A 19,624-nucleotide genomic window follows, 5' to 3' on the forward strand; every position below is an offset into this window, starting at 1 on the left:
CATGCCCCACTCCCACCCGAGCTTCCCGGATCGCGCGAGCGCTGGCCCCCCCGCCGGCCCCCCCTCGAGCGAGCTCCGCGACGTCGCGCCCGAGCTGTCCGGCGTCGCCGCGCTCGGCGGCGCCGCGCTGTCCCTCCTCGCGTCCGCGCGCGAGCTCTACTCGGTATTCGTAAGGACGCTTTACTACTGCGCGAAGGGCCGCCGCGAGCCGGGCGCCGTGCTCGTGCAGATGTACGAGATCGGCAACAAATCGCTGTTCTTCCTGACGGTCGTGATGGGCTTCATCGGGATGATCATGGTCTTTCAGGCCGGCCAGCAGGCCAAGCGGGTCATCCCGGATCTGACCATGCTCGGCGCGACCTACCTCGAGCTGCTCGTCCGCGATCTCGCCGCCTCGATCGGCGCGCTGATGCTCGCCACGCGCGTCGGCGCCGGCATCGCCGCCGAGATCGGCTCGATGGTGGTGACCGAGCAGGTCGACGCCCTGCGCATGTGCGCGGCCGATCCGATCGACTACCTCATCAAGCCGCGGTTCATCGCGAGCCTGCTCATGACGACGTGCCTCATCGTCTGGAGCGCCGCGGTCGCGTTCACCACGGGGATGGTCACCGCGTACAGCATGTTCGGCGTGAGCCCCGAGACGTTCATCAACGTGAGCCTCGTCGACGCGGGCGACCTCGCCACCGGCCTCGCCAAGTGCGTGGCGTACGGCGCCGCGATCCCGGTGGTCTCCGGCCACTCCGGCCTCTCGACCTTCGGCGGCAGCGAGGGCGTGGGCTGGGCGACGACGCGGGCGGTCGTGAACTCCTCGCTCGCGGTCATCGTCCTCAACATGCTGATCTCGGCGGCCGCGTTCCTGATCTTCCGCTAGCCCGACCGCGCGGCCGCGCCGCGCCTCACTCGATCGGCCCCTCCGCGCTGCCGGTGATGAACTGCCGCACGATCGGGTCCTCGGAGCCCTGGAACACCGCTCGATCCCCGAGGAGGCGGACGAGCCCTTGATAGAGCATGACGATGCGGTCGGCGATCGTGAAGATGCTCACGAGATCGTGGCTCACGACGATGCTCGTCACGCCGAGCGTGTCGCTGAGCTCGCGGATCAGCTTGTCGACGCGCCGCGCGCTCACCGGGTCGAGGCTCGTGGTCGGCTCGTCGAAGAGCACGTAGCGCGGGTCGAGCGTGAGCGCGCGGGCGATGGCGACGCGCTTGCGCATCCCGTCGCCGAGCTCCGGCGGGAAGCGGTCGCCGAACTCGCGCATGTGCACCTGCTCGAGCCGCCGCCGCGCCTCCGCGAGCGCCTCCTTCGGCTTGAGCCCCTTGTGCTTGCGGAGCGGGAGCGCGACGTTCTCGGCGCACGTCATCGAGTCGAACAGCGTCGAGTGCTGGAACACCATCGCGCACTTCATCCGGACCGGGTACATCCGGGCCTCGTCGAAGCGGCTCACCTCCTCGCCGTCCAGCCAGATCTCCCCGCCGTCCGGGTAGAGCAGGCCGACGAGGTGCTTGATCAGCACGCTCTTCCCGACCCCCGACTGCCCGATGATGAAGAACACCTCGCCGTCCTCGACGTCGAACGAGACGTCCTTGAGGACCTCTTTGGGTCCAAAGGATTTTCTGACATTCCGGAACGAAATCATCGCGACCTGCGGGGTAATTGCGGTTGCGTCAGGGCAAAGGCAGCGCGAAGCGTCACGACGCGCGCCGGAAACAATGCGTCACAGGCGAGGAGGCACGCACGGCTGGATCCCGGCCTATTTCCCTCACCTTCTGCCGCAAGATCGGACAAGATGAAGCACCCATGGCAAGCCCGCGATCGATCGAGGTCAAAGTCGGGATCCTCATACTCACGGCGATCGGGCTCCTCGCCACGTTCATCCTCGTGATGGGCGGGGTCAACTTCCAGCCGAAGTACTCGATCTACGTCGAGTTCGACAACCCGGGCGGCCTCCAGACCGGGGCGCCGGTGAAGATCGCCGGGGTCGAGGTCGGCAAGCTCAGCGAGATCCACTTCCGCGGCGGCCAGGTCGGCAAGGACGGCCGCCGCGAGCCGCTCGTGCGCATCCAGCTGCGCGTCGAGGAACGTTACCAGCAGAGCATCCACGACAACGCCACGTTCTACGTCACGACGCAGGGCGTGCTCGGCGAGCAGTTCCTCGCGATCGAGCCGGGCTCGACCGATCGGCCGGTGCTCCCGGCGAACGCGGTCGTCCGGGGGCTGGATCCGCCGCGCCTCGACATGCTCCTCGCCGAGGGCTACGAGCTGCTGCACGCGACCGTCACGGCGATGCGCGAGCACCGGGAGGAGGTCGGCGAGGCGTTCGACGGGCTCCGGAAGACGCTGAAGGGCACCGGCGACTTCATGCACCGGAACCAGGACCGGCTCGATCGCATCGCCGAGAACGTCGAGCAGATCAGCCTCGACGGCACCGATCTCGTGAAGGACGCCCGGCAAAAGTACGTGAACAACCCGCAGATCGACCGGATCCTCGCGAACGCCGATCAGGTGAGCAGCACGGCCGCGCGCGATCTGCCGCCGCTCATGGCGGACGCGCGCGAGACGCTGGCCAACGCGCGCCGGCTGTCCACCACGGTGGGCGGCGAGCCGGAGCAGGCGAAGATCCGGAAGACGCTCGACGACATCGCCGAGATCGCGGGCAGGGCGAGGTCGGCGACCGCCGACGCCCAGGAGGTCCTCGCCCACGTCAAGCGCGGCAAGGGGACGGTGGGCGCGCTGGTGATGGACGAGCAGCTGTTTGACGACCTCCAGGAGCTCGCCCGCGACCTCAAGCACAACCCCTGGAAGTTCTTCTGGCGCGAGTGAGCGCCCGCCGCGCCCCCTCGGAGGCGGCGGGCAAGTCCGCGAAAGCGCGGACGCCGGCCGGCCCGGGCGATCAGGCCAGCTTGATCAGCGGGGCGCCTTCGGTGACCGCGGCCCCCTCGGTGACGAGGATCTCCTCGACCGTCCCCTCGTCCTCGGCCTCGACGGGCATCTCCATCTTCATGGACTCGAGGATGACGACGACGGTCCCCTCTTCGACCCTGTCGCCCGGCTTGACCTCGATCTTCCACACGGTACCGGTGATGTGCGCCTTGATGACTTTTGCCATGGGCGCGCGAACCTACCGGAGAGCCGCCGAGAATCCAACGGGACCGTGGCGCGCGGCGCCGCGACCTCGGGAGGCGCTGTGTCGGGCGTTCCCGGCCCGAGCGTGTCCGCGGCCCCTCTCTGGACGGTACAGGTCGCTCGGCGGCGCGGGTGCGCGCGGCGGCGCGGGTACACAGGTGCGCGGACAACGGACGTCGAGGGCGTGGAAGCGTGGAAGGGACGGAGCGCTGCGATTTCCGCTGGTACCTGCCGTGCGCCACGGCGATAATCTGGCCGGCGGCCCCGCGGTTCCTCGACATCGCGAGGGTCGCGGTGATCGCGAAGATTTGCGTGAAAGCCGCGCTGCGGGTCAGAATCGTCTTGCTCGGTGCCCTCACCCGGGGCGACCTGCAGGTTCTCCGCACCGCCCCTAGGTAGCCCAACCGCACGCGCTCGATCGAAGGAGCCACGAGGTCATGTCGGAACAGAAGGAAAGCTCGGTCCTGTTCTCGCTCAAGGAGCTGATGAACCTCGAGGAGGATCGCATCAAGACCGAAGAGGCCCAGAAGGCCGCCGCCGCCGCCGCCGCCGAGAAGGCGCGGGTCGAGGCGGAGCGCGCCGCGCGCGAGGCCGAGGAGCTGCGCCTCCGCACCGAGGAGGAGCGCCGCCGCAACGAGGAGCGGCGCGCCCGCGAGGAGGCGGCGCGGCTCGAGGCGATCCGGCAGGCCGAGATCGAGAAGGCGCGCGTCGAGGCCGAGCAGAAGGCGCGGCTCGAGGCGATGGCGGCGCAGCAGCACCACGAGCGCTCCCTCGCGGCGCTGCAGCAGGACGAGTCGAAGAAGAAGCTGCGCAAGCTCCTCATCGGCGGCGCCGTCGCCAGCGTGCTGGTGATCGGCGGCATCACCATCGCTGCGGTCAAGTCGGCCCAGGAGAACGAGGCGCGCATCGCCGCCGAGGCCGCGCGCGCCCGCGAGCTCGAGGAGGCGAACAAGCGGCTCGAGGCGCAGATGAAGGAGTCCGAGTCCAAGATGTCGGGGCTCCGCGACCAGCTCGCGAGCGCGAAGGACGAGGCGACGCGCCTCGCCCTGCAGAAGCAGCTCGAGGCCGAGCAGCAGAAGCAGGAGCAGCTCCGCCGCGGCGGCGGAGGCGGCGGCGTGCGCCCGTCCGGCGGCCAGCCGGCGAGCGGCGGCAACAGCAAACCCTGCAACTGCGCCCCTGGCGATCCGCTCTGCAGCTGCTTCTGATCGGGGACGGGGTCACCGCATGACGAACACCGGCTACCTCAGGCAGAGGACGAGCCTCGGCGGCAGCTCGCTCGACGAGGCGCGCCGCAGGCTCGTCTTCCCGCTCGACTTTGCGACCCTCGACGAGGCCCGGGCGGCGGCGACCCGCGTCGCCCCCTCCGTCGGCGTGCTCAAGGTCGGCCTGGAGCTGTTCGTCCGCGAGGGGCCGGCCGCGATCGAGATCGGCAGGTCGCTCGGCCTCGATGTCTTCCTCGATCTGAAGCTGCACGACATCCCCGAGACGGTGGCCCGCGCGGTGTCGAGCGCCGCCGCGCACGGCGTCCGCTACCTGACCGTGCACGCGGCCGGCGGCACCGAGATGCTGCGGCGCGCGGCCCAGGAGGCGGCGCGCTCCCAGGATCTGATCCTCCTCGCCGTCACCGTGCTCACGTCGCTCGACGCGGGTGACCTGGCCGCGCAGGGGATCCAGGGGAGCACGTCGGATCACGTGGTGCGCGTGGCGCAGCTCGCGCGCGGCGCCGGCATCCACGGGTTCGTCACCTCGCCGCAGGAGGTGCCGGCGCTGCGGGCGGCGCTCGGGCAGAGCGAGCTCATCGTGACGCCGGGCATCCGCCTCGGCCCCGGGCAGGACGGCGCGCGCGCCGACGATCAGAAGCGCATCGCCACGCCGTCGGCCGCGATCTCGGCCGGCGCCGATCTCCTGGTGGTCGGCCGGCCGATCCGCGACGCGGCCGATCCGCTCGCCACGGCGCGCTCCATCGTCCAGGAGATCGCGCACACGCTCCACCCGCCGCGCTGACGTGAGCCGACTCGTCTACGGTCTCCAGCCCGTCCGGGAGGCGATCCGCGCGCACGGCGCCCGGATCGGCTGGGTCCTCGTCCAGCGCGACGGCGGCCCGAAGCTCGACGCGCTCGCGCGCCTCGCGGAGGGTCAGGGCATCCCGACCGAGCGCGCGCCGCGCGGCGAGCTCGATCGCCGCAGCGCCGGCGGCCGCCACCAGGGCGCCGTCGCGTCGGCGCCCGAGCTCCAGATCGTCGGGGTCGACGCGATCCCGGTCGTCGAGGAGGGCCAGCCCGGCGTCGGTACGATCACGGTGGCGCTCGACGGCGTGATGGACCCCCAGAATTTCGGCGCGGTGATCCGCAGCGCCGTCGCCCTCGGCGCGCGGGCGATCCTGTGGCCCGAGCACAGCTCGGCGCCGCTCACGCCGGCGACGTTCCGCGCGTCCGCCGGCGCGATCGAGCACGCGAGGCTCTGCCGTGTCCGCTCCTTGCCCGACGCGCTGGAGTCGCTCGCCGCCCGGGGTGTCGCCGCGATCGCGCTCGACGCGCAGGGCCCGGTCGAGCTCGGCGAGCTGCCCCTGACCGGCCCGGTCGCGATCGTGATCGGCGCCGAGGACAAGGGCACGCGCCGCTCGGTCCGCCGCGTCTGCCAGCACGTGGCCCGGCTCCCCATGACCGGCCCCATCTCCTCGCTGAACGCCTCGGTCGCCGGCGCGATCGCGCTCTACGAGGTCGTCCGGCAACGCCGCGCGCCCCGCGCGTAGCCCGAGGCCGAAGGCGATCGTCGCCTCGCCCGCGCGAGCGCACGTCGCCTCGCCGGCGCGAGCGCACGTCGCCTCGCCCGCGCGAGCGCACGTCGCCTCGCCCGCGCCCCGCCCGGCGGACGCACGGCGCGTGCGCTGCGCGATCGTACGGCCGGCGCCGTAGGACCATTCCCGAGGGTTCCCCGGGACCCGGAGCGATCGATCCCGCGCAATGGGACGGGGCTCAGCGCAACGCGCGCTGCGAGGCCGTCAGGAAACGCCGTCAGTTCATTCCTGAATTCAGAAAAATAATCAACAAATTTGCATAGATACGCGGAACAGCTGAAGCGGATTCGAGCATGGGGTCCATCGCTGAACAGGCTCGCAGCACGACGGCCGATTCAATCCATTCAATGGATCGACAAAAAGAATCCACACCCCCCTCAAAAAGTTGAGTTGCTGCGAGGGTTTACCCCTGTGGACTCACCCTTTTCTGCGCGGTAATCCGGAATCGCTCGAGGGATGGTTCAAGAATCGACGGGCTCTCGGTAAGCGGCTGGATCGGCTCAGCTTCCGGCTGGAAGCGACCGGAGGCGGGAGAGCACGCGGGCCACGCGGCGCGCGGCCTCGACCAGGTCGTCTTCGGTCGTGTCCTCGCCGATCGAGAAGCGCACGGCGGAGGCCGCGCGCTCGGGTCCGAGCATCGCCGTGAGGACCGGGGACGGCTCGGCGGTCCCGGCGCTGCAGGCCGCGCCGCTGGACACGGCGACGCCCTCGAGGTCGAGCGCGGCGCAGAGCTCGTCGCCGCGCCAGCCGGGCCAGGAGAGGTTCGTGACGTGGGGGGCGCGCGCGCCCTCCCCGTTGCGGACCGGCGAAGCGCCGGCGGCGCGCCCAACCTGGGTGAGCTCGGCCTCGAGGCGATCGCGGAGCGGGGCGAGCGCCGCGTAGCGGGCGGGGGCGCCGAGCGCTCGACCGGCGGCGACGGCGAAGCCGGCCGCGGCCATGGGGTCCTGCGTCCCGGGCCGCAGCCCGCGCTCCTGCGCGCCGCCGAGCAGGACGGGCCGGAGCCGGATGCCGGGCCGCGCCGCGAGGGCGCCGATCCCCTTCGGGCCGCGGATCTTGTGGGCCGCGACCGACACGAGATCCGCCCCGGCCCACGCGTCGGGCGGCAGGCGCCCCACCGCCTGGACGGCGTCCACGTGGAGCCGCGCCCCGCGGGCGTGGACGATCGCCGCGGCCTCGGCGACCGGCTGGACGACCCCCGTCTCGTGGTTCACCGCCTGGAGGCTGACGAGCCGCACCGGCGCGACCGCCGTCGCCCGGTCGATGGCCGCGGCGATCGCCTCCGGCGCGACCCGGCCGGACGGCTCGGGATCGACCCAGGCGACGTGCACGCCGCGGCCGGCGAGCCCCTCCGCGGCGCGCGTCACCGACGGGTGCTCGATCCGCGAGACCACGAGCGCGCCGTGGAGCCGCCCCGGCGCCGGCACCCCGGCCGCGCCCACACCGGCCGCGCCTGCCGCGCCTGCCTCGTCGCCGAAGGCGTGCAGGAGCGCGAGGTTGTTGGCCTCGGTCCCGCCCGAGGTGAGGGTCACGTCGCGCGCGTCGAAGCCGGTGAGCCGGGCGACCGCCTCCCGCGCCTGCTCGATGAACGCGCGCGCCCGCCGCCCCGGCCCGTGCACGCTCGCCGGGTTGGCCCAGGCCACCTCGGCGGCGGCCTGCATGGCCGCGAGGACCTCGGGGTGCGGCGGCGTCGTGGCGTTCCAGTCGAGGTAGATGACGCTGGAGGCAGGGCGCATCCGGCCTACGAGTCGATGGGCGGCGACGAGGGCGGGCCGAGCCGGCCCGGCGAGCTGCCGTCGTCCTGGAGCGGCGCCCGCCGGGCGACCGTCAGGTAGAACGCGGCGCCGGTGAGCGACTCGCCCTCGATGACCTCGTTGCTCGGCGAGACGACGCGCACGTCGCCGCCGAGCCCGCGGGCGGTGCGCCGCGCGATCGCGAGCCCGACGCCGACGCCGCCGTAGGCGCGCGTGGCCGAGCCGTCGACCTGGTAGAACGGCTCGAAGATGCGCGGCTGGCGGTCGGCCTTGACCCCGGGCCCCGTGTCCGCGACGCAGAGCTCGTAGTGCCCCGACTGGAGCACGCTGACCCGCACGCCCGCGGTGCCGCCGGCCGGCGTGAACTTCGCGGCGTTCTCGAACAGCTGGATCATCGCCCGCTGCAGCCGGCCCGCGTCGCCCCAGGCGGGCAGCGGGCCGCGCGGGAGATCCTCGACGAGCTGGACCTTCCCCTCGGCGAAGCGGTCGGCCACCTGCGCGAGGGCGCGCCGCGTGGTGTCGAGGAAGTCGTACTCCGAGTGCATGAAGCGCATCCGGCCCGTCTCGATGCCGGTCACGTCGAGCAGGTTGTCGATGAGCGACCGGAGCCTGCGCACGCAGTCCTCCATCGCGAGCAGCGCCTTCTTCTGCGCCTTGTTGAGCGGGCCGAGCTCCTCGTCGGCGAGCAGCTTCACGTACCCGACGATCGGGGTCATCGGAGTCGCGAGCTCGTGCGAGATGTTCCGGTAGAACTCGGTGCGCGCGGCGTCGAGCTCGCGCAGCCGGGCGTTGGCGCGCGAGAGCTCGGCCACCTTCTGCTCGAGGTGGGCGACGATGCGCTGGCTCTGCTCGCGCAGCCGGAGCGGCCCCTGCGACGCGGGGAGCTCCTCGCGCGCGCCGCTGAGGTAGCGGGCGATGACGGCCGAGAAGGAGCGCGCGTCGATCGGCTTCTGGAGGAAGCCGTCGCAGCCGACCGCGAGGCTCGTGTCCCGGTCGCCCTCGGCGGTGATCGCCACGATCGGGACGCCGGCGAGCGACGCCTCGCCGCGCAGGCGCAGCGTGACCTCGAACCCGTCGAGGCCGGGGATGTTCAGATCGACGAGGACGAGGTCCGGGCGGTGCGCGCAGGCGAGGCGCACCCCTTCGAGCCCGTCGGCGGCCTCGAGGACCTCGTAGCCTGCGCTCTGGAGCAGCTTGCGGACGAGCAGGCGGTTCGCGGGATCGTCCTCGATGTGAAGTATCTTCGACATGGGCTCTGCGTGCGGATAGTAGTCACGAACGGCGGGGTTCAGGCACGTTCTGCGCTACTTTCCACCGCGTGACCAGGCGCGCCGGCGCGATCCGGGCCCGGTTCGTCCGCTTGGGGCGCTCGCTTGCAACGAGCTTGTTCCTTCGCGCTCGCTGAGCCCGTCGGCGGCCCGCGCGCAGCGGGTGCCAGCCGCGCGCCGAAGCGGGCTGCCAGCCGCGCGCCGAGCGGGTTGACGAGCGGCGGCGCCCATCCAATACGGGGGCCGCCATGCTCGGCTCCTTCAAGTTCGACCGCGCCGTCACGGCGGCGCCCTGCTTCGCCTCCCCCCGGTTCCCCCGGCGCTCCCGATGACGACCACGCACCAGCAAGAGAGCGAGGCCGCCGGCGCAGGCGTCGGCGGCGGAGGGGCCGAAAACCTCCCTCGGCCGGAAGCGCCTCCCGGCGCGGGCGCGCCGCGCGAGAGCGCCGGCGCCGCGGCGCGGCCGCTGCCCGCGCGCCTCTCCTACGGGCTCGCGGCGCTCAGCGGCCTGTTCTACTTCCTCGGGTTTCCGGGGATGGACCTCTGGCCGATCTCGTTCTTCGGCCTCGTCCCGCTGATCGTGGCGCTGCGCGGGCAGACGCCGGGGCGCGCGGCGCTGCTCGGCTGGATCGCCGGCTTCGTCATGACGATGACCGGCTTCTACTGGCTGCTCGAGATGCTGCGGGTGTTCAGCGGATTCCCCACGATCCTCTGCGCGCTCTTCATGGCCATCCTCTGCGCCTACCAGGCCGGACGGATCGCCCTCTGCGGCTGGCTCTACGGGCGGGCCGAGGCGCGCGGATGGCCGGGCGCCGTGGCGTTCGCGCTCGCGTTCGTGACGAGCGAGCTCGTGTATCCGCTGCTCTTCCCCTGGTACTACGGCGCCTCGGTCCACAACGCGCCGGTCATGGGCCAGGTCGCGGATCTCGGCGGCCCCTACCTCGTCGGGCTGGTGCTCGTCGCCGCCAACCTCGCCATCGCCGAGCTGGTGACCTTCCGGCTCGATCGCGCGCCGCGCGCGGGCGGCGGCGCCGGCGCCGGCCCACGAACCGGCCGCCCGCTCCGCCGCGCGGTCGTCGCGGTGGGCGTCGCGGCCCCCGCCCTCGCGGCCGTGTACGGCGTGATCCGCATGCGCGCCGTGGACGCGGCCGCCGCCGCGGCCGAGCCGATCAAGATCGGGATCGTCCAGCCGAACCTCGCGCTCTTCGACCGGCGGAACGCGCTCAAGATCCACGTGGACCGCACCCGGGCGCTCGCGAAGCAGGGCGCGGGGCTCGTCGTGTGGAGCGAGGCCGGCGTGCCGCAGGCCTACCGCGAGTCGTCGTACAAGAACGACGTCCAGCGGTCGCTCACGAGCCGCCTCGGCGTCCCCACCGTGGTCGGCACGGTCATCCACCGGCTCCCGGCCGATCGGAACGAGCGCGGCGTGAGCTTCAACACGGCGCTGATGGCCGGCGAGGGGGGCGAGATCCTCGGGCGCTACGACAAGCAGTACCTGCTCGCGTTCGGGGAGTACCTCCCGCTCGGCGAGACGGTCCCGTACCTCTACACGCTGTCGCCGAACTCGGGCCGCTTCAGCCCGGGCACGTCGCTCGCCCCGCTCGAGTGGGACGGCCACCGGCTCGCGGCGATGATCTGCTACGAGGACATCCTGCCGCACTTCGTGAACAAGCTCGTCGCCGCGGGCGACCCCGACCTGCTCGTCAACCTCACGAACGACGCCTGGTTCGGCGACACGACGGAGCCGTGGATCCACCTCGCGCTCGCGAAGATGCGCTCCATCGAGCACCGCCGCTACCTCGTGCGCGCCACGAACAGCGGCGTCTCCGCGATCGTCGACCCGGTCGGCCGGGTCGTCGTGCACAGCGACACCTTCAAGGAGCAGACGCTGCTCGGCGAGGCGCGGTTCATGCGCGCGCGGACCGTCTACGGGACCGTGCAGGACATCCCGTGGTACGTCGCCGCGGCCGTGAGCGCCGCGATGGCGCTGTTCACGCTGCCGGAGCGCTGGCGCCTCCGCAGCGCGGCGCGCTGAGCCTCACCGCCGCGGCGCGGCGCGCTGGGCCGCGCCGCGGGCGGCGCGCCCGCGTCAGATCTTCATCGCCTTCTTGAAGCGCTTCGCGTCGGCGAACATGTCGACGTTCGTGAACACGTACGTCGCGTCGTCGTGCTTCGCGCCGCGCGCGATCTCCGCGAGCCGCTCGATCGCCGGGTCCTCGTAGCGCGACTTGTGCCCCGCCGGGCCGTGCAGGCGGTAGTAGGCCACCTTCAGCCGCGAGAGCCCCGCGGTCAGCGGATCGCGCGCGGCCAGGGCGCCGACCTCCTGGGTGAGCTCGTCGCTCTCGTCCGGATCCCACCCCGGGGGCGGCTCGAAGACGACGCGCTCGAAGCGCTTCTTCACGTTGACCAGGAAGTCGCGCAGGATCGCCTTGTTCGCGCGCGTCGGCGTGAACTCCGGCGGACCGACGAAGACGGCGCTCTTCGCCTCGAGCTCGTCCGCCACGGCCTCGATGCTCTTCAGCGCCGTCTCGATGACCTTGCCGTCCCGGAAGCCCTCCTGCCCGATCTCACGCGGACCGAGCAGGGCGAAACGAAAGCCGACCGGAGCTTCGCGCCGCCAGCGCCGGATCGTTCCAGGTCCCGGGAGGGACACGTGGGTCTCCTGCACCTCCACGAACATGAACTCGCGGAAATAGCGCGTCGCTGGGACGGGGAAACCGGCGCAGCCGACGGTAATCATCGCCCCCACCCTAGCCCACGCGCGCGCCGGCGAGAAGCCGGACCGATGGATTTCTCGATCGGCCCCGTCCCACCTACCTGCCCCCCACCCGGGAGCCCGCGCCGCCGGTTCCCGGGTGAGGGCCCGCTCACTCTTTCCCCTCGCGCCCCTCGCGCTCGGGCGCGGCGGCGGGCTGGGCGCACGGCCGCGCTCCGTCCGCTCCGCCGGCCACGGCGCGCTCGAACGGCAGCGCCAGCGCGGCGGCGCCGCCGGTCGCGCGATCGAGCTTCCGCCGCAGCCGGGCTCGGCGGCGCGCTTGCGCGGGCTCGGGCTCGGCGGTGCCCTGGTCGGCCAGGTCGAGGGCGCGGGCGAAGGCGCGCACGTGGTGCTCGTAGAGCTTCGCCAGCTCGAGGCGCACCGCGGGGTCGTCGATCTCGGCGGCGAGCGCCTCGTAGTCCGAGAGCGCCCGCGCCTTGTCCCCGCGCGCCTTCGCGATGTCGCCGCGCGCGCGGCGCGCCGCCGCGCCGCCGCCGCGCTCGACGGCCGCGTCCGCGAGCTCGGCCGCGCGCTCGAGCGCGCCCGCCCTCCGCAGCGTGGCCGCCACGCCTGCGAGATCGCCTGCGGCGAGGCTGCCGAGCGGCTCGCCGTAGAGGCCGACCAGCGCGACCATCGCGAGCACGTCGGCCGCGTTGTGCTCGACGACGCCGAGCAGCGCCTCCTCGTCGCCGGTGCGCAGGAAGTGGGCGTAGCACGCGACGATCTCGCCGCCGGGCACGTCCCCGACGCGCACCCGGCCGAGCACGTCGTGCTCCAGGGCGATCAGCGTGCGCGTCTTCAGCCGTGCCTTGTGGATGCGGCGGGCGACGTGGACGAGGTCGAGGTGCGGCAGCTCCGGCGGCGGCGGCAGGCGGTTCATCACGTAGCGCGTGCGCAGGAGCGGCATGTCGAACGCCTTGCCGTTGTACGTGATGATCATCGAGGCGCCTTCGAGGCGCTCGGCGAGGCGGCGCAGGATCGGCTCCTCCTCGCCGAGGCGGCGCAGGAGGAGCTGCTCCATGACGAAGCCGTCGGACGAGGGCTCGCCGAGCGGGCCCGCGCTCGCCGCCCCGGGGTCGAACCAGGCGAGGCCGATCAGGAACGGGACGGTGCCCGTGCCGCCGGCGAGGCCCGTGGTCTCGGTGTCGAGGAACAGCGCCCTCCGCACGTCGCAGCCGGCGAGCGCGGGATCGAGCGCGAGCAGCGCGAGCATCGCCGGGTCGGCGTCGCGCGCGGCGACGAGCGGCGCGCGGCCGACGCGGGCCGCCGCGAGCGAGCGGGTGCGGCTGACGTAGAGCGGCCCGCCGGGCGTCTGCTCGACATGGAACGGGAGCTCGCCGCGCGCCGGATCGGCCCGCGGCGTCGGCGGCGCGCCCCGGGCGACGATGCGGGAGATGCGATCGCGCAGCTCGTCGAGCGACGGCCGAGCGCCGCCCCCCGCGGGCGCGCCCGGCGCCGCCGGCCGCGGCCGCGCCGCCTCGGCCGGCGCGGCCACCGCCAGGACCGCGCCGGCGGCGGCCGGGACCGCGCCGACGGCGTCCGCCTCGCAGAGGACCGGCGGCGGAGCCGACGGCGCGGGCGGAGGGGCGGACGCGCGGTCGTCCGCCGCGGCAGCATCGCGGGCGAGCGCCGGCGCGGGGGCGAGCGGCGCGCTGCCCCGCCGCTCCGCCGGGAGCGGCCCGAGCCGCGCGAGCTTCGACTTGAACGACGTCATCGGCCGGCCGCGAGACTTCCACGCCGGGCACTGCGCATCAAGTCAGTGGTCCGGCGCGGCCGTGCTTCGCCCGGATCGCGGCGAGCACCTCGTCGGCCTGGCGCTCGGTCGCGGCGCGATCGCCGGCGTTGTCGATGACGTGGTCGGCGACCGCGACCTTGTCGGCGAGCGGGAGCTGCGCGGCGAGCCGGGCGCGCACCTGCTCCTCGGTCGCGCCGTCCCGCGCCATCGCGCGCGCGATCTGCACCGCCTCCGGCACCGCGACGACCACGAGCGGGCGGAACGCGTCGGCGAGCCCGTTCTCGACGAGGAGCGCCGCCTCGTAGCACGCGAGCGGCTCGCCCCGCGCCTCGATCTCGGCGGCGCGCTCCAGGAGGAGCGCCCCGATGCGCGGGTGCACGATCGCGTTCAGCCGCCGGCGCTTGTCCGGATCGTCGAAGACGATCGCGGCGACGCGCGCGCGATCGAGCGAGCCGTCCGGCGCGAGCACCTCCGGACCGAAGGCGCGGACCACCTCGGCGAGCCCCTCGGTCCCCTTCGCCACCACGTCGCGGGCGAGCGCGTCGGCGTCGATCACCGGGAGCCCCTGCGCGCGAAACCGCGCCGCCACCGTGCTCTTGCCGGACCCGAGGCCGCCGGTGAGCCCGAACAGGACGAGCCCCATCGAGCTTCACCCCCCGCCGGGAGCGATCCGCGCTCCGACACCGCCATCCCACCCCGGCACACCGCCACAACGCATCGCGTCAGCACCGGCTTTCGCCGGCCGGTGACCGGAATTTTTCCGCTGGAGATCGACGGATCGCCGCAACGCCGGGGAAACGATGGCGTCGCCGGCGCCGAGCCCCGGCCGGGAGCGCCTGCTCTCCTCGTGACCACCCATGACCCGAGCCTACCCCAGCGGGGGGCCGTGGCCGTCGAGTTTCCGCGCCGTCGGCGCTTAAGAAGTCCGCTTCTCCGGGAATACAACTACCATAACGGGGTGGTGGCAAAGATCGATGACCGGCCGGAGTCGAGCCTGCACGCCGCGTTCGATCGCTCGGACGCGCACCGCGGCTCGCCGGACAAACAGCTTGCTGCGTGGCTGTCCGAGGTCGACGTCGGCCTGATCGAGGTCGACGCCGAGCAGCGCATCGTGCGCTGCAACGGCGCGGCGGAGCGGCTGACCGGCTGGTCGATCGTCGAGGCGCGCGGCGCGCTGCTCGATCGCGTGCTCCGCCTGATCCCGGCGGCGGGCACGACGAGCGGAGATCCGGACATCGACGTCGGCGAGATGAACGAGCTGTTCGACGAGGGCGCGCCCGCGAAGCCCGCGCCGCCGTCGCCAGGGCTCACGCCGCGGCGCGAGCCCGTGGTGCCGCTCTCGCCGGTGATCATCGACGAGGGCGCGCTGCGCACGCCGGGCGCGCCGCTCGCCGCGCCCGAGGCGGCCGCGGCGAGCCGGCCGCCGGCGCGGTACACCGCGCTGCTCGAGCGCCGCGACGGCTCGGTGATCCCGATCCTCCACACGATCGGCACGGTCGCCGCGCGGCCCGCGCGCGAGGGCCACCGCGACTCGAAGCCGCCGCCGCCGCCGGGGCAGATCATCCTGTTCCGCGAGCTCGGCGCGCCGGGGCCCCTGCCGATCCACCCGGCCAAGCCCCGCTACGACGCGCTCACGCGCCTCCTCGATCGGTACGCGATCATCGATCGCATCGAGGAGGCGCTGAACGACTGCCGGAAGACCGGGACGCCGTACGCGCTCTGTTACATCGACCTCGATCGCTTCCGGCTCGTCAACGCGACGTGCGGCCACGAGGCGGGGGACGATCTGCTCCAGTGGGTCGCGACGCGCGTGCACGAGATCGTCGGGCCGAAGGACGCGGCCGGGCGGATCGGCGGCGACGAGTTCGTCCTCCTGCTCGCGGACAAGAGCGAGCGCGAGGCGGAGCGCATCGCGCGCGATCTGCAGATCTGCCTGCTCGAGTTCCGGTTCGGGTGGGCGGAGAAGACGTTCTCGATCGGCGCGAGCATCGGGCTCGTCGTGCTGACGCCCCACTTCGAGCGCGCGGTCGACGTGCTCGGCGCCGCCGATCACGCGTGCCGGATCGCGAAGGAGAACGGGCGCGGGCGGCTGCAGGTCTACCTCGACGACCAGCAGATGACGACGAGCCGGCGCTCGATGCAGTGGGTCGCGAGCCTGCAGCGCCACCTCGCCGAGGGGCGGCTCCGGCTCTACTCGCAGGGCATCCACCCGCTCGTGAAGCCGGGCGCGCCCCACACCCCGCGCGGCGCGCACTTCGAGGTGCTCGTGCGGCAGCTCGGCGAGGACGGCCGGTTCTACTCGCCGGTCGGCATCATCCAGGCGGCGGAGCAGAGCGGCCTCATCCACGTCATCGATCGCTACGTCGCGCGGCAGGCGTTCCGGCTGATCGGCGCGCTGCCGCAGCACGCGCTGCGCCGCCTCGACACGTGCTCGATCAACCTGTCGGGCGTGTCGCTCCTGCGCGAGGGCCTGCTCGACTTCCTTGTCGAGCAGCTGCACCGGGCGCAGGTGCCGCCGAGCAAGATCTGCTTCGAGATCACCGAGACGGCGGCGCTCGCCAACCTCGGCGAGGTGCTCTGGTTCATGCAGGAGCTCGGCGCCATGGGGTGCCGGTTCGCGATCGACGACTTCGGCAGCGGGCACGCGTCGTACGGCTACCTGGAGAGCCTGCCGGTCGACTACGTGAAGATCGACGGCATGTTCGTGCGCGACCTGCAGGACAACACGCTCCACCGCGCGATCGTGGAGTCGGTGCACCGCATCGGCGACACGCTCGGCATCAAGACCGTCGCCGAGCAGGTGGAGAACCAGGAGATCGCCGATCTGCTCACGTCGATGGGCATCCACTACGCGCAGGGGTGGCACTTCGACAAGCCGCAGCCGCTCGTCGACCTCTGCGCGTCGCTGCGGGCCCAGGGCGACCCGAGCGATCCCGACCCGACCGGCGGCGCGCCGCAGGGCCGCTGACGGCGCCGCGCGCGGGTCGTCGACGACCGCCGCGGGCGCCCCGGCGGTCCTCGCCGGCCGCGCGACGGCGTCAGCCGAGCACGGCCGACGAGGTCGCGAGGGTGACGCCGGCGGCCCGCATCTCGGCGAGCGCGGCGGCGACGCCGGCCTCGGTGATGCCGGCGACGGCGTCGGTCAGGACCGTCGTGCGGTAGCCGCGCTGGACGAGGCCGAGGGCGGCGGCGCGGACGCAGTAGTCGGTCGCGACGCCGTAGACGACGAGCTCCGGCGCGCCGCCGAGCGCCGCGGCGAGGTCGCGCAGGAAGCCCTCGGCGAGGGGGTTGGCGAACAGGCTGTAGACCTCCTTCTCGAAGTAGACCGCGTGGGTCTTGCCCGTCGCGAGCTCGCGCACCGCGGCGTCGATCGGCGCCTCCGCGACGTTCGGCAGGAAGCGGAAGCGCGGCGGCAGCGTCCCCTCGACCTTGAGCCAGCCCGGCGTCCCCTTCACGCAGTGGTCGGGGAAGCCCGGCTTTTCGCCCTCGGGCGCCGGGGTGTCGTTCGACCCGAACTCCCACGCGTCCCACGCGTGCGAGTCGACCGAGCCGACGATCGGGATCCCGCGCGCGACGGCGTGCGCGGTGAGCCGCCGGAACAGCGCGTTCGGCGAGCCCTTCACGTAGAGCGCGCCGGTCTCGTCGCAGAAGTCGCGCTGCACGTCGACGTCGACGAACACCCTCGGGTGCGGAGATTGCCGGGTCGGATCGCTGCTCGCCATGTCCTCTCTCCTCTCGCGTTCCCCTCGAAAGGCGCGCGCCGCGCCGCGGCCTCGCCGCGCGGCGCCCCGCCGGCCCTCGCTATCCTGCGCCGGCGACGACGCGGGCGCGCACCGCCTCGACCAGCGCGCCGAGCCGCGGCGACACCTCGGCCGCGAAGGGCGCGCCCGGCGCGGGGTCGTCGTCGATGCGCCGCAGCGCGTCCGGCAGGCCGGCGATCTCGGCGCGCACCCGCGCCCGGACGGCGTCGAGCCCCTCGGGCGGCGCGACCCGGGCGCCGCGCCTCATCACGGGCGCGAGCAGCGGCTCGGCCCCGGGAGCCGCGGGCTCGCCGTCGAGCGCGATGACGTCGCGGGCGAGCTTGCCGGCCGGGTCGCGGAAGCGGTGCACCTGGTGCGCGCCGGGCAGCGTCGCCTTCCCTTCCGAGAACTTCGCGATGGGCGTGCGCTCGCCGCCGGCGCCCGCCTCGGCGCCGCCGATCTCCACGAGCTTGTAGACGCCGCCCAGCGAGGGCGCGTCGATCGACGTCACGAGGTCCGTCCCGACGCCGTAGAGGTCGATGGGCGCCCCGGCGCGCCGGAGCTCGGCGATGCGGTGCTCGTTGAGATCGCCCGAGGCCACGATCTTCGCCGACGCGCACCCGGCGTCGTCGAGGATCTTCCGCACGGCCACGCTGAGCGCGGCGAGGTCGCCGGAGTCGATGCGCACCCCCTTCAGCTTGTCGCGCGCGACCGCGGCGGCGCGCGCGGCGCCGACGAGCGTGTCGTACGTGTCGATGAGCAGGATCGCCGCGTTCGGGAAGACGGCGACGTAGCCCTCGAACGCGGCCTCCTCGGTCGGGTGGGCCATGGTCCACATGTGCGCGGCCGTCCCGAGCACCGGGATGCCGAAGCGCATTCCGGCCTCGACGTTCGAGGTGCCGACGCAGCCGACCGCGTACGCGGCCCGCGCCGCGTCGACCGCCGCCTCCGGGTGGGCCCTCCGGGTGCCGAACTCCATGACCCCCGCGTCGCCGGCGGCCAGCACGATGCGCGCGGCCTTCGACGCGATCGCGGTGGCGTAGTTGACGGCGGACAGCGCGAACGTCTCGATGAGCTGCGCCTCGATGATCGGCGCGGTGACGCGCAGCAGCGGCTCGTTCGGGAAGAACACGGTCCCCTCGGGGACGGCCCAGACGTCGCCGCGGAAGCGGAAGTCGCGCAGGTAGCTGCAGAACGCCGGCGTCATCGCGTCCGCGAGGGCGGGGAGCCCGCGCAGATAGGCGATCTGCTCGTCGGTGAAGCGGAGCCCTTCGAGGTAGCGCACGGCGCGCTCCAGGCCCATCGCGACGAGGAAGCGCCGGTGCCTGGGCAGCCGCCGCACGAAGAGCTCGCACGTCGCGACGCGCGAGGCCATGCCGCGGTGGAAGTACCCCGCGGCCATCGTCAGCTGGTAGAGGTCGGTGTGCAGCGCGTCCACCGTTCATGGCTAAAGACGCTGGACGGACGGGTCAACCTGAAGATCGCGCCGCGGACGTATCGGTCGCCGCGCGCCGCGCCAGGCAGGCCGGCGCGGGGGCCGTGCGGGCCGCGCCCCCGGGGCGGCCGCGGCTGATCTAAGCTCCGCGGCCGTGGCAGCGAAGATCCTGGACGGCAAGGCGATCGCTCAGAAGGTCCGCGACGAGGTGCGAGAGGGGGTGGCGCGCTTCGCGGCCGCCCACGGCCGGCCCCCCGGCCTCGAGGTGGTGCTCGTCGGCGAGGACCCGGCCAGCGTGAGCTACACGCGGAGCAAGGAGCGGATGTCGAACGAGGTCGGCATGCGAGGCCGGCTCCGCGCGCTCCCCGTCGACACGACCGAGGCGGAGCTGCTCGCGCGCATCGCGGAGCTCAACGCGGACGACGCGGTCGACGGGATCCTCGTCCAGCTGCCGCTGCCGCGGCACCTCCGCGAGCACGCCGCGCTCGACGCCGTCGATCCCGCGAAGGACGTCGACGGCCTCCACCCGGTGAACGCGGGCCTGCTCGCGCTGGGGCGACCGGGCGGGCTCGCGCCGGCCACGCCGGCCGGCTGCATGCGCCTGCTCGCCGAGGCGGGCGTGAAGCTGGCCGGCGCCCGCGCCGTGGTGGTCGGCCCGAGCGACCTCGTGGGCAGGCCGGTGGCGCTGCTGCTGCTCGCGCAGGGCGCGACGGTCGCGGTCGCCCACGCCGACACGCGCGACCTGCCGGCGCTCTGCCGCGAGGCCGACATCGTCGTCGCCGACGTCGGCAAGGCGAAGCTCATCCGGGGCGACTGGATCAAGGAGGGCGCCGCGGTGATCGACGCCGGCACGAACCGCGACGACGCGGGCAAGCTCGTGGGCGACGTCGATTTCGAGGCCGCCAGGGAGCGCGCCGGCTGGATCACGCCGGTGCCGGGCGGCGTCGGCCCGATGACGATCGCCTCGCTGCTGGAGACGACGCTGCGCGCGGCGGAAGCGCGGGTCGCGAAGCGGTAGC

The 19,624-nt window shown here is 73.5% G+C and carries 17 protein-coding genes; 8 read left to right on the top strand and 9 right to left on the bottom strand.

What is annotated here, in order from left to right; translation table 11 throughout:
- Position 1: 1 nt before the first annotated feature.
- On the top strand, positions 2-871 hold the full coding sequence (locus WMF33_RS22135) for an MlaE family ABC transporter permease (RefSeq protein ID WP_437338999.1): 870 nt from the start codon (positions 2-4) through the stop codon (positions 869-871).
- Positions 872-896: 25 nt separating this feature from the next.
- Here the strand turns inward: WMF33_RS22135 and WMF33_RS22140 are convergent, their stop codons facing one another.
- Entirely contained in the window at positions 897-1,637 is a 741-nt protein-coding gene (locus tag WMF33_RS22140; protein ID WP_437321306.1) for an ABC transporter ATP-binding protein, read from the bottom strand.
- 161 nt (positions 1,638-1,798) lie between these two features.
- Between WMF33_RS22140 and WMF33_RS22145 the strand changes: the two genes are divergently transcribed.
- Positions 1,799-2,821 (top strand): MlaD family protein, encoded by a 1,023-nt coding sequence (locus WMF33_RS22145; protein ID WP_061629344.1) that lies wholly within the window; start codon positions 1,799-1,801, stop codon positions 2,819-2,821.
- 70 nt (positions 2,822-2,891) lie between these two features.
- Here the strand turns inward: WMF33_RS22145 and WMF33_RS22150 are convergent, their stop codons facing one another.
- Positions 2,892-3,107, bottom strand: coding sequence for a biotin/lipoyl-binding carrier protein (locus WMF33_RS22150; RefSeq protein ID WP_437339000.1), 216 nt, complete (start codon positions 3,105-3,107; stop codon positions 2,892-2,894).
- Between the two features lie 454 nt (positions 3,108-3,561).
- Here WMF33_RS22150 and WMF33_RS22155 point away from each other — a divergent pair, with 454 nt between their 5' ends.
- The 3 genes from WMF33_RS22155 to WMF33_RS22165 are packed head-to-tail and all read left to right on the top strand — an operon-like array spanning position 3,562 to position 5,876.
- Positions 3,562-4,329, top strand: coding sequence for a hypothetical protein (locus tag WMF33_RS22155; protein ID WP_437339001.1), 768 nt, complete (start codon positions 3,562-3,564; stop codon positions 4,327-4,329).
- Between the two features lie 19 nt (positions 4,330-4,348).
- Positions 4,349-5,128, top strand: coding sequence for an orotidine-5'-phosphate decarboxylase (gene pyrF / locus WMF33_RS22160; protein ID WP_437339002.1), 780 nt, complete (start codon positions 4,349-4,351; stop codon positions 5,126-5,128).
- A gap of 1 nt (position 5,129) precedes the next feature.
- Entirely contained in the window at positions 5,130-5,876 is a 747-nt protein-coding gene (locus tag WMF33_RS22165) for a TrmH family RNA methyltransferase (protein WP_437339003.1), read from the top strand.
- Between the two features lie 545 nt (positions 5,877-6,421).
- Here WMF33_RS22165 and WMF33_RS22170 read toward each other — a convergent pair.
- The gene (locus WMF33_RS22170; protein WP_437339004.1) at positions 6,422-7,654 is read right to left on the bottom strand and encodes a cysteine desulfurase family protein; all 1,233 of its coding nucleotides are present in this window, start codon (positions 7,652-7,654) and stop codon (positions 6,422-6,424) included.
- 5 nt (positions 7,655-7,659) lie between these two features.
- A complete protein-coding gene (locus tag WMF33_RS22175; RefSeq protein ID WP_061629350.1) occupies positions 7,660-8,922 on the bottom strand; it encodes a hybrid sensor histidine kinase/response regulator in 1,263 nt (420 codons plus the stop codon).
- A gap of 346 nt (positions 8,923-9,268) precedes the next feature.
- Between WMF33_RS22175 and lnt the strand changes: the two genes are divergently transcribed.
- Positions 9,269-10,975: an apolipoprotein N-acyltransferase gene (gene lnt, locus WMF33_RS22180; protein ID WP_437339005.1), complete on the top strand. Its 1,707-nt coding sequence runs from the start codon at positions 9,269-9,271 to the stop codon at positions 10,973-10,975.
- A gap of 54 nt (positions 10,976-11,029) precedes the next feature.
- Here the strand turns inward: lnt and WMF33_RS22185 are convergent, their stop codons facing one another.
- The 3 genes from WMF33_RS22185 to coaE form a co-directional block, all read right to left on the bottom strand.
- Positions 11,030-11,680 carry a DUF72 domain-containing protein gene (locus WMF33_RS22185; RefSeq protein WP_020736395.1) on the bottom strand — a complete coding sequence of 217 codons (651 nt, stop codon included), beginning with the start codon at positions 11,678-11,680 and terminating at the stop codon, positions 11,030-11,032.
- 127 nt (positions 11,681-11,807) lie between these two features.
- The gene (locus WMF33_RS22190) at positions 11,808-13,409 is read right to left on the bottom strand and encodes a ribonuclease H-like domain-containing protein (protein ID WP_437339006.1); all 1,602 of its coding nucleotides are present in this window, start codon (positions 13,407-13,409) and stop codon (positions 11,808-11,810) included.
- Positions 13,410-13,446: 37 nt separating this feature from the next.
- Positions 13,447-14,073, bottom strand: a complete 627-nt coding sequence (gene coaE, locus WMF33_RS22195; RefSeq protein ID WP_437339007.1) for a dephospho-CoA kinase — start codon at positions 14,071-14,073, stop codon at positions 13,447-13,449.
- A gap of 318 nt (positions 14,074-14,391) precedes the next feature.
- On the opposite strand from coaE, the gene WMF33_RS22200 reads away from it, so the two are divergent.
- Positions 14,392-16,398: an EAL domain-containing protein gene (locus tag WMF33_RS22200; protein ID WP_437339008.1), complete on the top strand. Its 2,007-nt coding sequence runs from the start codon at positions 14,392-14,394 to the stop codon at positions 16,396-16,398.
- A gap of 70 nt (positions 16,399-16,468) precedes the next feature.
- Here WMF33_RS22200 and WMF33_RS22205 read toward each other — a convergent pair whose 3' ends face one another.
- Positions 16,469-17,152 (bottom strand): cysteine hydrolase family protein, encoded by a 684-nt coding sequence (locus tag WMF33_RS22205; protein WP_437339009.1) that lies wholly within the window; start codon positions 17,150-17,152, stop codon positions 16,469-16,471.
- A gap of 79 nt (positions 17,153-17,231) precedes the next feature.
- Positions 17,232-18,608, bottom strand: coding sequence for a nicotinate phosphoribosyltransferase (locus WMF33_RS22210; protein ID WP_437339010.1), 1,377 nt, complete (start codon positions 18,606-18,608; stop codon positions 17,232-17,234).
- Positions 18,609-18,759: 151 nt separating this feature from the next.
- Here WMF33_RS22210 and WMF33_RS22215 point away from each other — a divergent pair, with 151 nt between their 5' ends.
- On the top strand, positions 18,760-19,623 hold the full coding sequence (locus WMF33_RS22215; protein ID WP_437339011.1) for a bifunctional 5,10-methylenetetrahydrofolate dehydrogenase/5,10-methenyltetrahydrofolate cyclohydrolase: 864 nt from the start codon (positions 18,760-18,762) through the stop codon (positions 19,621-19,623).
- The last annotated feature ends 1 nt before the right edge of the window (position 19,624 follow it).

Origin of the sequence: Sorangium sp. So ce394 (assembly GCF_051474665.1) — a bacterium.
GTDB classification, from domain to species: Bacteria; Myxococcota_A; Polyangia; order Polyangiales; family Polyangiaceae; genus Sorangium; species Sorangium cellulosum_D.

Coding starts and splice junctions, on each gene's coding strand:
- WMF33_RS22135 (WP_437338999.1), top strand. CDS start 2: ATGCCCCACTCCCACCCGAGCTTCCCGGATCGCGCGAGCGCTGGCCCC.
- WMF33_RS22140 (WP_437321306.1), bottom strand. CDS start 1,637: ATGATTTCGTTCCGGAATGTCAGAAAATCCTTTGGACCCAAAGAGGTC.
- WMF33_RS22145 (WP_061629344.1), top strand. CDS start 1,799: ATGGCAAGCCCGCGATCGATCGAGGTCAAAGTCGGGATCCTCATACTC.
- WMF33_RS22150 (WP_437339000.1), bottom strand. CDS start 3,107: ATGGCAAAAGTCATCAAGGCGCACATCACCGGTACCGTGTGGAAGATC.
- WMF33_RS22155 (WP_437339001.1), top strand. CDS start 3,562: ATGTCGGAACAGAAGGAAAGCTCGGTCCTGTTCTCGCTCAAGGAGCTG.
- pyrF (WP_437339002.1), top strand. CDS start 4,349: ATGACGAACACCGGCTACCTCAGGCAGAGGACGAGCCTCGGCGGCAGC.
- WMF33_RS22170 (WP_437339004.1), bottom strand. CDS start 7,654: ATGCGCCCTGCCTCCAGCGTCATCTACCTCGACTGGAACGCCACGACG.
- WMF33_RS22175 (WP_061629350.1), bottom strand. CDS start 8,922: ATGTCGAAGATACTTCACATCGAGGACGATCCCGCGAACCGCCTGCTC.
- lnt (WP_437339005.1), top strand. CDS start 9,269: ATGACGACCACGCACCAGCAAGAGAGCGAGGCCGCCGGCGCAGGCGTC.
- WMF33_RS22185 (WP_020736395.1), bottom strand. CDS start 11,680: ATGATTACCGTCGGCTGCGCCGGTTTCCCCGTCCCAGCGACGCGCTAT.
- WMF33_RS22190 (WP_437339006.1), bottom strand. CDS start 13,409: ATGACGTCGTTCAAGTCGAAGCTCGCGCGGCTCGGGCCGCTCCCGGCG.
- coaE (WP_437339007.1), bottom strand. CDS start 14,073: ATGGGGCTCGTCCTGTTCGGGCTCACCGGCGGCCTCGGGTCCGGCAAG.
- WMF33_RS22205 (WP_437339009.1), bottom strand. CDS start 17,152: ATGGCGAGCAGCGATCCGACCCGGCAATCTCCGCACCCGAGGGTGTTC.